Below are 12246 nucleotides of genomic sequence, written 5' to 3' on the forward strand. Positions count from 1 at the left end.
GCTCCGTCGTGCCAACGGCGGCTGTGTCTTCGGTTCGCTCGCGTTGCTCGCTCACGTGTCTTTCTCCGTCCCAGTAAAGGTCTGATCCCAATTGCGGCGCATCGCGGCGATCATCTCGGGTCTGGTGCGCTCGAAGTCGTCGACGAACTGCCGGAGCAATTCGGCGAAATCGGCCCGGGATTGCGGCGCCCATTCGGCCATCACCCGGGACAGGTTCTCGTTGCGCCGCCTGCGGACCTCCTCGGCGACCGCCCGGCCACGTTCCGTCACGGCCAGGACCGTGGCCCGGCCGTCCGCCGGGTCGGCCTGCCGCTCGACCAACTGCTTGCCGACCAACTGTGCCACCTGGCGGCTCACCGTCGAGGCGTCCGAGTGCAACGCACCGGCCAGCGCTCCCGATCGCATCGGACCGTCGCAGCACAGCCGGAGCAATGTGCCGTATGCCGCGGGATCGAGACCGTCCTTGGTCCACGTGCCGATCTGGGCCGCGGTGCGGTCACGGATTCGCTGCAATCGGGAGAGCTGCATCGCGATCGTGTCGACCGTTTGCTCGTCCAAACCCAAACCTTTGCTTGCATCAATCAATTAGTTGCGCAATGCAAGTATGCGGACGAGCCTCCTACTGGGGCAAGTGATATACCGAGCTTTACCTGCCCTTGAACTCCGGCGCCCGCTTCTCGAACACCGCTTTGAGCGCCTCGGCGAGATCTTCCGACGGCAGGAAGGCGGAGTTCCACGCGGACACGTAGCGCAGCCCGGCGGCCACCTCGTCCTTGTTCCGCTGATCCAGCACGTCCTTCACCCCCTGCACCACCAGCGGCGGATTGACCGCGATCTCGCGGGCCGTGGCGTGGGCCGCGTCCAGCACCGCCTCCTGGTCCTCGAAGACATCACTGACCAGGCCGATCTTCTCCGCCCGCGCCGCGTCGATGTCCTTGCCGGTGTAGGCGAGTTCGCGCAGCTGGCCCTCGCCGATGATGCCGGGCAGCCGCTGCAGCGAGCCGATGTCGGCGACGATGGCGACCCGCGCCTCGCGCAGGCTGAACTTCGCGTCCGCGCTCGCGTAGCGGATGTCCACGGCCGCGATCAGATCCAGCCCGCCGCCGATGCACCAGCCGGAGACCGCGGCGATCACCGGCTTGCGGCAATCCGCCACCGCGGTCACCGCCGCCTGCATCTTGCGCAACTCCACCAGGAACTCCGTGCGCGGCGCGGCCTGCGCCCGATCGGCCATCAGCGGGCCGAACGTGCCGGCCATGGCCGGCAGATCCAGCCCATAGGAGAAGTGCTTGCCCGAACCGGTGAGCACGATCGCGCGCACCTCGGGGTCGGCGTCGAGCCCCTGGAAGATCTCCGGCAGCTCCCGCCAGAAATCCGGGCCCATCGCATTGCCCTTACCGGGACCGGTCAACGTCACCTGCGCGACGTGGTCCTTCGTTTCTACGGTGAACGCCTGCCAATCAGTCATTCTTACAGCGTATCGAGGATGCCGCCCCCCGATACTCCCCATCCCGGAAATAGGCATAGACCAGCCGATACCTACCCACCCGACGCATCCCCAACGGAGCGAGTCTTACGAGCGACCCGTTCGTGGCCCGTCTCGCGTCCGAGCGGTCGAAGCGCATGCGCCGCAGGCGCGAGTCTCGACCGCTCGGACGCGAGACACCCGGGGGCCACGAACACGCCGCGCCCGCGCGGCCGACAACACTGTAAAACCTGCGCAAATTCGGTGCGGCGCACTAGGTCCCGGCTCGTCCGTGGACGGATCATGGAGACGGTCAGCAAACCTCATTCATCGATTCGGAGGCGATCATGCTGATGCATCAGGGAATCGGCCTCGACCGGTTCAACGAAATCTCCCGGGCCCGTGCGATTCACGCGCTCTTCGCCTGCTGCGCCAATGTCACCTGGGCCGCCGTGCTCGCCGACGCCCGGCCGTATCCGGATCGGGACGCGCTGCTGGCCACGGCCGATGTCGAGTTGCTCGCGCTGTCCCAGGGTGATCTGGATCGGGCGCTCGAAGCAGTTGTGCACGAACAGGTCTCGGGCGGCAGCGTGACCGGGCTGGCGCAGATGACGCGGACGCGCATCGCGCGGATGCTCGGACCGAGCGAGGGCTATCCGGAATCGAGCGAGGGCTATCCGGAATACTGACGCATTCGCCGCGTAGCCCGGCGCACCATCCGCAATCGCTCTACTCTGGTGGCATGCGCAGGTCGACATTGCCACCGATCGCCTGCCGAGTCGCGGACACCCTCATCGCCCGAGGCCATCACGGTGTCATCGTGACCCAGCCGGCACCAACCCCCACCGTCGCGGATGCCGCCCGAACCCTCGGTGTCGACGTGGGCGCCATCACCAGTTCCGTGGTGTTTCTGTTGGACGAGGATCCGGTGCTGCTGCTGGTCTCCGGCGCCCACGAGGTCGACCTGGAGTCCACCGGCAAACGCCTCGAAGGCACCCTCACCCCCGCCCCGGCCGACATGATCCGCGAGGTCACCGGCCAACCGCTCGGCGGCGTCGCCCCGGTAGGCCACCCCACCAACCTCCCCACCTGGGTAGACACCGCCCTGTCGAACCATCGCGAGGTCTGGGCCGCAGGCGGACACCCGAACACAGTCTTCCGCACGTCCTTCAACGAACTGGTCCGGATCACCGCGGGCCTCCCGATCGACGTCGACTGACACCGCAGTCACCCTCGTCCTATCTTTTCCTTTTGCCCGCAATCCCACTGATCTCGCAAGAACATGGGTAACTCCTCGGGTACGAGCTAACCCACCCCCTCCACTACCGCCGGCCGCCATCGTCACTCCCCCCGCACCAAAGTCTGGCCTGAATTCCCGGAGAGGCGGGACAGCGTAGGTTTGGAGTGGTGACCGAAGCAGAACGGCCCGCCACGGATTTCCAGGTCCCCGATGATCTGAGCGGGATCACCGCCGAGCAATTCCGCGCATCCATGCGCCACTACCCGGCCGGCGTCACCGTCGTCACGCTGAACTCTCCGAGCGGCCCGATCGGTTTCACCGCGACCTCGTTCGCGTCCCTGTCGCTGGCCCCGCCGCTGGTCTCGTTCAACATCGCGCACACCTCCTCCAGCCTCACCGCGCTGCTGGACGCCGACTCGGTCGTCATCCACTTCCTCGGCGAACACCAGCACGACCTGGCCCAGCGCTTCGCCCGCACCGCCGCCGACCGCTTCACCGACCGTTCCCTCTGGACCACCCTCGACACCGGCGAGCCGGTCCTGCACGGCACCCCCATCTGGCTCCGCGCCACCATCCACCAACTCATCCCTTTGGGCGACCACACCCTCGTCGTAGGCCTGGTCACCCGAGTCCACGACAACACCAACCAATCCCCCGCCGCCGCCCCCCTCCTCTACTACAACGGCCGCTACCACCGCCCCACCAAAATCGGCGACTGAACGGCTACGCGACCCGCGGACGCACCTGGACAACCAGATCGGCGTCGAGCGCATGCGCAAGTCGTTCGAGCACAGGAAGACTCGGCACGGTGCCACCGGCTTCGAACCTGGCGACCGCCGACTGCGTCATACCCGCCGCATCGGCCAGATTGGTCTGACTCCATCCGCGCTCTTCGCGCATCTGCCGAATCGTCCGGCCGAGTTCGTATGCCAGCCGCGCAGCCTCATAAGCTTCCGCAGCCCCCGGCTCCTTCATCCGACGGTTCTTGATCTCTGCCCAGTCGCCGCGCTCAGCCATAGTTCTCATCCTCCTCGGCGGTGTGCAGCTCCGCCATGCAACGGCGGAGCGCCCGCCGCGCTCTCTCGATCTGTGCCCGCTCCCGCATTCGCGTCTTGGCGAACACCGTCAGCAGAACGATTCGACGATCAGGCGCAATCCAATACGTCAATCGAAACGCGGAACCGTCGAGGTAGAAGCGCAATTCCCGCAACTTGCCGTCCAGCTGGCGGGTATACGGCTCACCTAGCAGCGGACCGTTGTCGGCCAGAAGGTCGACATAGAACGCTGCGTTGGCGAACATGCCTGACGGAAGACCTTCCAGCCAGTCACGCACCTCTGGTTCTAGTTCAACAATACCCCATCCCATAGCGTTGATGCTATATAGCAAGAAGGTATTGCTGTGGTGGTTTTGGCTGGAATGCAGGCGGACTAGCCGATCAGGCAGGGGGCGGCGCCGGTGGGGGCTTCGGAGGTGAAGGGGCGGGTTTCGGGGGTGGGGTTCCAGAGGCCCTGAGTGGTGGCGTAGTTCCAGGCGGGGCCGGTGTGGACGAGGGTGGCGATGGCTTGAACGAGGCGGTCCACGTCGGCGGGGGTGGTGCCGAGGCCGATGCTGGCGCGCAGGGCGCCGTCGAGGTCCAGGCGGGCGAGCAGGGGGTGGGCGCAGAAGCGGCCGTCGCGGACGCCGATGCCGTGTTCGGCGGAGAGGTAGGCGGCGACGTGGCCGGGGACGAAACCGTCCAGGGTGAAGGCGACGATGCCGACGGTGTCGGGGGCGTCGGTCCAGATGCTCAGCAGGCGGACGCCGGGGATGGCGGCGAGGCCGGTGCGGAGCCGATCGGCGAGCTGATGTTCGATGGCGGCGAGGGTTTCCGCATCGATCGCACAGAGCGCGTCACAGGCGGCGGCCAGCGCGGCGGCGCCGAGCACGTTGGGCGAACCGGCCTCGTGCCGCTGCGGCGCCGGCGCCCACTCGGCGCCGGTGGTGGTGACCTCGCGGACCGCTCCACCGCCGGCCAGGTAGGGCTCCGCGCGGTCGAGCCAGTCGCGCCGGCCGACCAGCACACCGGCGCCGAACGGCGCGTACAGCTTGTGCCCGGAGAACGCGAGATAGTCGATGCCGGTGTCGCGCAGGCTGATTCGCCGGTGCGGCGCGAGCTGGGCCGCGTCCACCAGGATGCGGGCGCCGCACTGGTGCGCGATGGTGGCCAGGCGCTCGAGCGGCAGCACCTCGCCGGTGACGTTGGACGCGCCGGTCACCGCGAGCAGCGCGGCGGGCTTGCTGCACAGCTCGGCGACCAGCCGGCCGATGGTCTCCTCGACGGTCGCCGCGGCCTGCACGACGCGGCGGCCGTGCCGGGTCCAGGGCAGGAAGTTGGCGTGATGTTCGATGTCGAGCACCACGGTGTCGCCGGGCACGCAGGAGGCGAGCAGGTTCAGCGAGTCGGTGGTGTTGCGGGTGAACACGACGACCTGGTCGTCGGCCGCGTCCAGGAAGCGCGAGACCGAACCGCGGGCGGCCTCGTAGCACTCGGTGGAGATCCGTGAGGCGTAGCCGGCGCCGCGGTGCACGCTCGCGTAGAACGGCAACAGCTGCTGGATCCGGTCGGTGACCTGGGCCAAGGCCGGCGCGCTCGCGGCGTAGTCGAAGTTGGCGTAGGTGGTGGTCCCACCCTGGACCAGCGGCACCTGGAGGTCATCACCGGAAACCCGGGCGAGGGGGGCACAGTCCTGGGTCACAACAGCAGTCATCACGAATTCCCGTCGGCTCTGGGACTCGTGATCAGGAGATTCGTCGAGTCCGCGCTTGCCGCACCCGGTCGGGCGTCGGCCTGGTCGTCACCCGGAGCACCCCACCGCGGAGGAGGGTTGCCGACCAGCAAGCCGGGGCTGAACGCTGGTACTCATGACCTGATCCGAGATTGGCAGACGTCCCCCCGGGCTGTCAACTGTGTTCGATTGCCGCGCCTGCGGCGCTGCGTGTCGCTCGCAAAACCCGCGCGTGTCGGTCGAGCGGTGGAAATGGCGGAAATACGTTGCCAATCGGACGACATGGGTTCACATTCGTGGGGTGTCACTTTCGCTGCTGATCAGCTTCATCGGCCTGTGCGTGCTGCTGGCGCTCACGCCGGGGCCGGATTCGTTCCTCGTGCTGCGGTTCTCGCTGGTGGACGCGCGACCGGGGATCGCCGCCGCGATCGGGTCGGCGCTGGGCGGCATCCTGTGGGCGGTGGTGGTCGCGGCGGGTGTCGCCGCACTGCTGGAGCAGTCCGCCACCGCGTACCGCACGCTCAAGCTGATCGGCGGAATCTACTTGGTGTACTTGGGTATTCGCGCTTTGCTCGAGCAGCGGCGGCAGCGCCGGGAAGCCGCGGAAGCCGGCGCCGCCGAGAACCTGCCTGCCGTCGGCCGCGGCACCCGCACCTCGGTTCGCTCAGCGTTCACCGCAGGTGTCGTCTCGTGCATGTTCAACCCGAAGGTCGGCCTGTTCTACCTCGCCGTGCTGCCCCAGTTCCTGACCGAGGTCACCTTCGCCAACACGCTCGTACTCGGCGCCGTCGAATCGTCGATCGCCGCGGTAGCGATGGTGCTCCTGGCCCTGGCGGCCTCCCGCGCGGTCGCGCTGCTGCGCCGCCCGAAGCTCCGGGACCGGCTCGAACAGGTCAGCGCCGCCATCCTGGCCACACTCGGCCTCGGCACCGCCGCCTCCGCGGCCTGAGCCGACCCACCCCCGAAATGCCCTGAGCTGCAAGATCACCAGCTGATGTGGGGAATCACACCGGGCTGAGCGCGGCGGTGCAGCGATCGCCCAGCGAACTCACCGCGCGACCCGTCCACCAGGCATTGCATCGGCTCGTCCGGCAGAAACGGCGACGACCTGCAACAACCCCGCCTGCCGGCGAGCCGTAGGCAACCGCGCCGGTGAACAACAAACGTCGACGACCCCGAGTACCGTGGACAACTGGTCACCACAGTGTTTGCCAACTGGTAACCCAGCTATGACACAAACAACATCAGGGAAGTGCGAGGCAGGTCGAATGGGAGGTGGGCAGGGCGTCATGCTCCAACCACAGGTTGATGCGAAGCTCGATCCCCTGCTCCGGACCGCGCACACGCCACCGGCCCGGACCCTCGTCGACATCCTGACCGCGACCGCGCTGACCCACCCCGATGCCCCCGCCATCGACGACGGCCATGTCGTGCTCAGCTACCTCGAACTCGTCGTCGAGATCGAGAAGACCATGGCCCGGCTGGCCAACGCGGGCGTGCGGCCGGGCGATCGGGTCGGCGTGCGCATGCCGTCCGGCTCGCACGAGCTCTACCTGACCATCCTCGCCGTCCTCTACGCGGGCGCGGCGTACGTGCCGGTCGACGCCGACGACCCGGACGAACGCGCCCAGCTGGTCTTCGGCGAAGCACAGGTCACCGCGATCGTCACCGGCGCGGGCATCCAGACCACCCCGGCGGGCATCCGCGCGGCCACCGACAATCCGGCCGACGCCAGCACGAGCACCCTGCCGACTCCCGCCGACGATGCCTGGATCATCTTCACCTCCGGCTCCACCGGAACGCCGAAAGGTGTTGCGGTGACTCATCGCAACGCCGCCGCGTTCGTGGATGCCGAGGCCAACCTCTTCCTGCCGAACGCCCCGATCGGCCCCGGCGACCGGGTGCTGGCCGGACTCTCGGTCGCCTTCGACGCCTCCTGCGAGGAAATGTGGCTGGCCTGGCGCAACGGCGCCTGCCTGGTCCCCGCCCCGCGCGATCTGGTGCGCACCGGCGCCGACCTCGGCCCGTGGCTGGTCCGCCGGGAGATCAGCATCGTCTCCACCGTCCCGACGCTGGCCGCGACCTGGCCCGCCGAGGCGCTGGACGCGGTCCGGCTGCTGATCTTCGGCGGCGAGGCGGTTCCTCCGGAACTCGCGGAACGCCTTGCCGGGAAAGGGCATACAGATCGCGAGGTCTGGAATACTTACGGGCCCACCGAGGCAACGGTCGTCGCCTGCGCCGCCCTGCTCGACGGCGAGTGGCCGATCCGGATCGGCCTGCCGCTCGACGGCTGGGACCTCGTGGTGATCGACGCGGCCGGAAACCCGGTGGGCGAGGGCGAATCCGGCGAACTGGTGATCGGCGGCGTCGGCCTGGCCCGCTACCTCGATCCGGCGAAGGACGCGGAGAAGTACGCGCCGCTGCCCTCGGTCGGCTGGAATCGCGCCTATCGCAGCGGCGACCTGGTCCGCAACGACAGCGCGGGCCTGGTCTTCCTCGGCCGCGCCGACGACCAGATCAAGCTCGGCGGGCGCCGCATCGAACTCGGCGAGATCGACAACGCGCTGCAACACCTGCCCGGCGTCACCGGCGCGGCGGCGGCTATCCGAACGACCAAGGCGGGCAACAAGATCCTGGTCGGTTACCTCACCGGACCCGGCCCCGACTTCGACACCAAGGCGGCCAGAGCCCAACTCGCCGAACAGCTTCCGTCCCCGCTGGTCCCCCGGCTGGCGATCGTCGGCGAACTGCCCACCCGCACCTCGGGCAAGGTCGACCGCAACGCCCTGCCCTGGCCGCTGCCGAACAGCACCGAGGACGACAACGAGAACGATCTCACCGGCACCGCGCAATGGGTTGCGCAACTGTGGGATTCGGTGCTGGGCGGCGAGGTCACCGATCTCGACGCCGACTTCTTCGACCTGGGCGGCGGCTCGCTCTCGGCGGCTCAGCTGGTCACCGCGCTGCGTGCGCGTTATCCGCAGATCACCGTCGCCGACCTCTACGACCATCCCCGCCTCGGCGCGCTGGTGGAACTGCTGGAGCAGAGCACACCGGCCGTCGCCGTCGAGGAACGCGTCGTACAACCGACGCCACGGCGCGCGCAGTGGACGCAGGTGCTCGCCACCATCCCGCTCACCACGCTCACCGGCCTGCAATGGCTCACCTGGCTGGCGATCGTCGGCAATGTCGCGGGCTGGTCCGGCTCGCTGCCGTGGCTGCCGCACCTGTCCTGGTGGTGGACCCTCGCGGCGTTCCTGCTCTTCATCTCGCCGCCCGGCCGGATGGCGATCTGCGTGGCCGGCGCCCGGTTGCTGTTGCGCGGCGTCGAGCCCGGACGGTACCCGCGCGGCGGCCCGGTGCACCTGCGACTGTGGGCCGCGGTACGCCTGTCCGAGGCCAGCGGCGCCGAAAACCTTTCCGGCGCACCGTGGATGGTGCCGTTCGCCCGAGCGCTCGGAGCGAAGATCGGCAAGGGCGTCGACCTGCACACCCTGCCGCCGGTGACCGGCATGCTCGAACTGGGCGACGGATGCAGCGTGGAACCCGAGGTGGACCTGTCCGGTTACTGGATCGACGGCGACGTCGTGCACATCGGCCCGGTCACCGTCGGACCGGGCGCGGTGGTCGGCTCCCGGTCGATCCTGTTGCCCGGCACCAGGATCGGCAAGAACGCCGAGGTCGCGCCGGGTTCCGCGGTCGCGGGCAAGGTCAAGGCCGAGCAGGAGTGGGCGGGCTCGCCCGCCGCGAAAATCGGTAAGGCACAGCACCGCTGGCCCGCGCACACGCCGGATCGGGCGGCGCACTGGGTGGCGATCTTCGGCATTACCTCGATGGCGCTGGCCGCGGTGCCCATCCTCGGTCTCGGCGCGGGTGGACTGTTCATCGCCTGGTTCATCCGCGATACCCGCACGCTCGCGGGCGGTTTGGGTCGCGCGTTCGCGATCCTGCCGGTCGCGACGCTGCTCAGCCTCGCCGTCTACGCGGCGATCACGATCATCCTGGTGCGGCTGCTCAGCTTCCGGTTGCGCGAGGGTTATCACCCCGTGCGCAGCCGGACCGGCTGGCAGGTGTGGTCCACCGAGCGCCTGCTGGATTCCGCGCGCACCTTCCTGTTCCCGCTGTACGCGAGCCTGCTGACGCCGATCTGGCTGCGCCTGCTCGGCGCCAGGATCGGCCAGGGCGTCGAGGCATCGACGGTGTTGCTGCTGCCCAAGTTCACCGTCGTCGCCGACGGTGCGTTTCTGGCCGACGACACCATGATCGCCAGCTACGAGCTGGGTGGCGGCTGGCTGCGCATCGGCGAGGCGAAGGTCGGCAAGCGCGCGTTCCTCGGCAACTCCGGCATGACCGCGCCCGGTCGCCGGGTGCCGAAAAACGGTCTGGTCGCGGTTCTTTCGGCCGCGCCGTCCAAGTCCAAGGCGGGCTCGTCCTGGTTGGGCAGCCCGCCCGTGCGCCTGCGCCGCGCACCCGAAAGCTCGGACACCGCGCGCACTTTCGATCCGCCGCCGAAGCTGCGGATCGCCCGCGCCGTCGTCGAGACGTGCCGCCTGGTTCCGGTGCTGGTCACCTTCGCCATCGGGCTCGGCGTGCTGTTCACCCTGGCCTGGATCGCGCAGAGCCTCGGCCACCTGCCCGCCGCGCTGCTCAGCGGCGTGGTGCTGCTGGCCGCCGGCGCGATCGCGGGCGCGAGCTCGGTGGCGGCGAAGTGGTTGCTGGTCGGCCGGATCGGCACCGAGGAACATCCGCTGTGGAGTTCGTTCGTCTGGCGTAACGAGGTCTCCGACACCTTCGTGGAAACCGTTGCCGCGCCGTGGTTCGCGCGCGCCGCGACGGGTACTCCGGTGCTGAACCTGTGGCTTCGCGGACTCGGCGCCAAGATCGGCCGCGGGGTATGGTGCGAGTCCTATTGGCTACCGGAGGCGGACCTGGTGACACTCGGTGACGGCGCGACCGTGGAACGCGGCTGCGTCGTGCAGACCCATCTCTTCCACGACCGGATCATGTCCATGGACTCGGTCACCCTCGGCGCCGGCGCCACCCTCGGCCCGCACTGCGTCGCGCTGCCCGCCTCCACCATCGGCGAGGGCGCGACCATCGGACCCGCCTCGCTGGTGATGCGCGGCGACACCGTTCCCCCGTCCACCCGCTGGTGGGGCAACCCGATCGCGCCGTGGTTCGGAGGCGACCCGGGAGCGGCCCGCTGATGCCGGGGAAGTTCTACGAAGCGCCGATCGACGAATATCTGCCGCAGAACGGAAATCGGGGCTACCGGGTATCGCGGTACGAGCTCGACCTGACCTACAGGGTCACGGGCAACCGGCTGACCGGCCGCGCCGAGATCACCGCGGTGACCACCGCCGTGCAGCCGCGCTTCGCGCTCGATCTGTCCCAGGCGCTGACCGTGGCCAAGGTGTTCGTCAACGGCGCCAAGGCCGCGAAATACACCCACCAGCGCGGCAAATTGGTGATCACGCCGCAGCAGCGGATTCCGGCGGGCGGCGTGCTCTCGCTGGTCGTGCAGTACGGCGGCATCCCGCGCCCGGTGCGCGGACCGTGGGGCGCGGTCGGCTGGGAAGAACTCACCGAGGGCGCGCTGGTGGCCAGCCAGCCGAACGGCGCGGCGTCCTGGTTCCCGTGCGACGACCACCCGAGTTCCAAAGCCAGCTACCGGATTTCGATCACCACCGACAGTCCGTACTACGCGCTGGCCAACGGCAGGCTGCTGCGCAAGCAGGTCAAGGCCAGCCAGACCACCTGGGTGTACGAGCAGGCCGAACCGATGGCGAGCTACCTGGCGACCATCCAGATCGGGCCGTATCAGAAGCACCGCATCGTTGCGCCGGCCAACTCGGTGCCCATGCACGCCGTGGCACCGGCCCGGCTGCGCGCCAACTTCGAGCACGACTTCGCCCGGCAGCCGCGGATGATGGAGGTGTTCAGCGAACGGTTCGGGCCGTATCCGTTCGAGGGATACACCGTGGTCGTCACCGACGACGAGCTGGAGATCCCGATCGAGGCGCAGGGCATCTCGATCTTCGGCGCCAACCATTGCGACGGGAGGCGCGGCGCGGAACGTCTGGTCGCACACGAGCTGGCGCACCAGTGGTTCGGCAACAGCCTGACCATCCGGCAGTGGCGCGACATCTGGCTACACGAGGGCTTCGCCTGTTACGCCGAATGGATCTGGTCCGAGGAGGCTGGTGGGCCGACGGCCGATCAGCTGGCCCGTGCGGCCAGGCACAATCTGTCCAGGCAGCCGCAGGACATCGCGGTCGGCGACCCGGGTCCGCAGCACATGTTCGACGATCGCGTCTACAAGCGCGGTGCGCTCACGCTGCATGCGCTGCGCCTGGAATTGGGCGATCACGGTTTCTACGATCTGTTGCGGGAGTGGACGATTCGCTACCGGCACGGGTCGGTGAGCACGGAGGAATTCACCGATCTGGCCGGGCATTACAGCCGGATTCCGCTGCGACCGCTGTGGGACAGCTGGCTGGCGGGCAAGCCGTTGCCGCAGTTGCCGCCGTCCGCGGCGTAGGTCAGAACACCAGGTAACGCGCGGCGAGTTCTTCGATCAGGGGGTCGTCGTCGGGAACGCTGTCGAGCGCCCCGAGGTCGGATTCGACCGCGAGCTGACGGGTGTCTTCTTGTTCGGGATCCGGTGCGCCGTCTTCGGCGAGCTGGCGCAGTAGCTTCGCGCGGACCCGGTCCTTCAGGGAATCACTCATGGATTCAGCTTGCCCGGTCCGCGGCGGGTGAATCGGGCCGGCGC

At 68.7% G+C, this 12246-nt stretch carries 12 protein-coding genes and 1 riboswitch; of the genes, 6 read left to right on the plus strand and 6 right to left on the minus strand.

The genetic code is table 11. The annotated features are described in order from the left end of the window. Positions 1–51 precede the first annotated feature (51 nt). Together ACFYO1_RS40595 and ACFYO1_RS40600 are read right to left on the minus strand one after the other, a co-directional pair. A complete protein-coding gene (locus ACFYO1_RS40595; protein WP_387243894.1) occupies positions 52–558 on the minus strand; it encodes a MarR family winged helix-turn-helix transcriptional regulator in 507 nt (168 codons plus the stop codon). An 88-nt stretch (positions 559–646) separates the two neighbouring features. Further along, on the minus strand, positions 647–1468 hold the full coding sequence (locus ACFYO1_RS40600; protein WP_387243897.1) for a crotonase/enoyl-CoA hydratase family protein: 822 nt from the start codon (positions 1466–1468) through the stop codon (positions 647–649). Positions 1469–1812: 344 nt separating this feature from the next. On the opposite strand from ACFYO1_RS40600, the gene ACFYO1_RS40605 reads away from it, so the two are divergent. The 3 genes from ACFYO1_RS40605 to ACFYO1_RS40615 all read left to right on the plus strand — a co-directional run bounded on the left by ACFYO1_RS40605 (position 1813) and on the right by ACFYO1_RS40615 (position 3424). Continuing rightward, entirely contained in the window at positions 1813–2154 is a 342-nt protein-coding gene (locus ACFYO1_RS40605) for a 2-oxo-4-hydroxy-4-carboxy-5-ureidoimidazoline decarboxylase (RefSeq protein WP_387243900.1), read from the plus strand. A 53-nt stretch (positions 2155–2207) separates the two neighbouring features. Continuing rightward, positions 2208–2684 (plus strand): YbaK/EbsC family protein, encoded by a 477-nt coding sequence (locus ACFYO1_RS40610; RefSeq protein ID WP_387243903.1) that lies wholly within the window; start codon positions 2208–2210, stop codon positions 2682–2684. A gap of 188 nt (positions 2685–2872) precedes the next feature. Then, entirely contained in the window at positions 2873–3424 is a 552-nt protein-coding gene (locus ACFYO1_RS40615) for a flavin reductase family protein (RefSeq protein ID WP_387243905.1), read from the plus strand. Positions 3425–3428: 4 nt separating this feature from the next. On the opposite strand, the gene ACFYO1_RS40620 is transcribed toward ACFYO1_RS40615, so the two are convergent. The 3 genes from ACFYO1_RS40620 to ACFYO1_RS40630 all read right to left on the minus strand — a co-directional run bounded on the left by ACFYO1_RS40620 (position 3429) and on the right by ACFYO1_RS40630 (position 5453). Further along, a complete protein-coding gene (locus tag ACFYO1_RS40620) occupies positions 3429–3722 on the minus strand; it encodes a helix-turn-helix domain-containing protein (RefSeq protein WP_387243908.1) in 294 nt (97 codons plus the stop codon). Next, positions 3715–4071 carry a type II toxin-antitoxin system RelE/ParE family toxin gene (locus ACFYO1_RS40625; RefSeq protein ID WP_387243911.1) on the minus strand — a complete coding sequence of 119 codons (357 nt, stop codon included), beginning with the start codon at positions 4069–4071 and terminating at the stop codon, positions 3715–3717. The genes ACFYO1_RS40620 and ACFYO1_RS40625 overlap by 8 nt, the downstream gene beginning before the upstream one ends. Positions 4072–4133: 62 nt before the next feature. Beyond that, positions 4134–5453: an aminotransferase class V-fold PLP-dependent enzyme gene (locus tag ACFYO1_RS40630; protein WP_387243914.1), complete on the minus strand. Its 1320-nt coding sequence runs from the start codon at positions 5451–5453 to the stop codon at positions 4134–4136. Positions 5454–5499: 46 nt separating this feature from the next. Further along, a riboswitch (SAM riboswitch) is annotated at positions 5500–5613 on the minus strand. Between the two features lie 159 nt (positions 5614–5772). On the opposite strand from ACFYO1_RS40630, the gene ACFYO1_RS40635 reads away from it, so the two are divergent. The 3 genes from ACFYO1_RS40635 (at position 5773) to ACFYO1_RS40645 (ending at position 12012) form a co-directional block, all read left to right on the plus strand. Then, the gene (locus ACFYO1_RS40635; protein WP_387243917.1) at positions 5773–6420 is read left to right on the plus strand and encodes a LysE family translocator; all 648 of its coding nucleotides are present in this window, start codon (positions 5773–5775) and stop codon (positions 6418–6420) included. Between the two features lie 340 nt (positions 6421–6760). Beyond that, on the plus strand, positions 6761–10678 hold the full coding sequence (locus tag ACFYO1_RS40640) for a Pls/PosA family non-ribosomal peptide synthetase (RefSeq protein WP_387243920.1): 3918 nt from the start codon (positions 6761–6763) through the stop codon (positions 10676–10678). Continuing rightward, positions 10678–12012: a M1 family metallopeptidase gene (locus ACFYO1_RS40645; RefSeq protein WP_387243923.1), complete on the plus strand. Its 1335-nt coding sequence runs from the start codon at positions 10678–10680 to the stop codon at positions 12010–12012. The genes ACFYO1_RS40640 and ACFYO1_RS40645 overlap by 1 nt, the downstream gene beginning before the upstream one ends. 1 nt (position 12013) lies before the next feature. On the opposite strand, the gene ACFYO1_RS40650 is transcribed toward ACFYO1_RS40645, so the two are convergent. Next, complete coding sequence (locus tag ACFYO1_RS40650) at positions 12014–12202, minus strand: hypothetical protein (protein ID WP_387243926.1); 189 nt, start codon at positions 12200–12202, stop codon at positions 12014–12016. Positions 12203–12246 lie beyond the last annotated feature (44 nt).

The organism is Nocardia sp. NPDC006044 (genome assembly GCF_042871115.1).
Taxonomy (GTDB): domain Bacteria; phylum Actinomycetota; class Actinomycetes; order Mycobacteriales; family Mycobacteriaceae; genus Nocardia.

Coding starts and splice junctions, on each gene's coding strand:
- ACFYO1_RS40650 (WP_387243926.1), bottom strand. CDS start 12,202: ATGAGTGATTCCCTGAAGGACCGGGTCCGCGCGAAGCTACTGCGCCAG.
- ACFYO1_RS40630 (WP_387243914.1), bottom strand. CDS start 5,453: ATGACTGCTGTTGTGACCCAGGACTGTGCCCCCCTCGCCCGGGTTTCC.
- ACFYO1_RS40640 (WP_387243920.1), top strand. CDS start 6,761: ATGCTCCAACCACAGGTTGATGCGAAGCTCGATCCCCTGCTCCGGACC.
- ACFYO1_RS40610 (WP_387243903.1), top strand. CDS start 2,208: ATGCGCAGGTCGACATTGCCACCGATCGCCTGCCGAGTCGCGGACACC.
- ACFYO1_RS40625 (WP_387243911.1), bottom strand. CDS start 4,071: ATGGGATGGGGTATTGTTGAACTAGAACCAGAGGTGCGTGACTGGCTG.
- ACFYO1_RS40605 (WP_387243900.1), top strand. CDS start 1,813: ATGCTGATGCATCAGGGAATCGGCCTCGACCGGTTCAACGAAATCTCC.
- ACFYO1_RS40600 (WP_387243897.1), bottom strand. CDS start 1,468: ATGACTGATTGGCAGGCGTTCACCGTAGAAACGAAGGACCACGTCGCG.
- ACFYO1_RS40645 (WP_387243923.1), top strand. CDS start 10,678: ATGCCGGGGAAGTTCTACGAAGCGCCGATCGACGAATATCTGCCGCAG.
- ACFYO1_RS40620 (WP_387243908.1), bottom strand. CDS start 3,722: ATGGCTGAGCGCGGCGACTGGGCAGAGATCAAGAACCGTCGGATGAAG.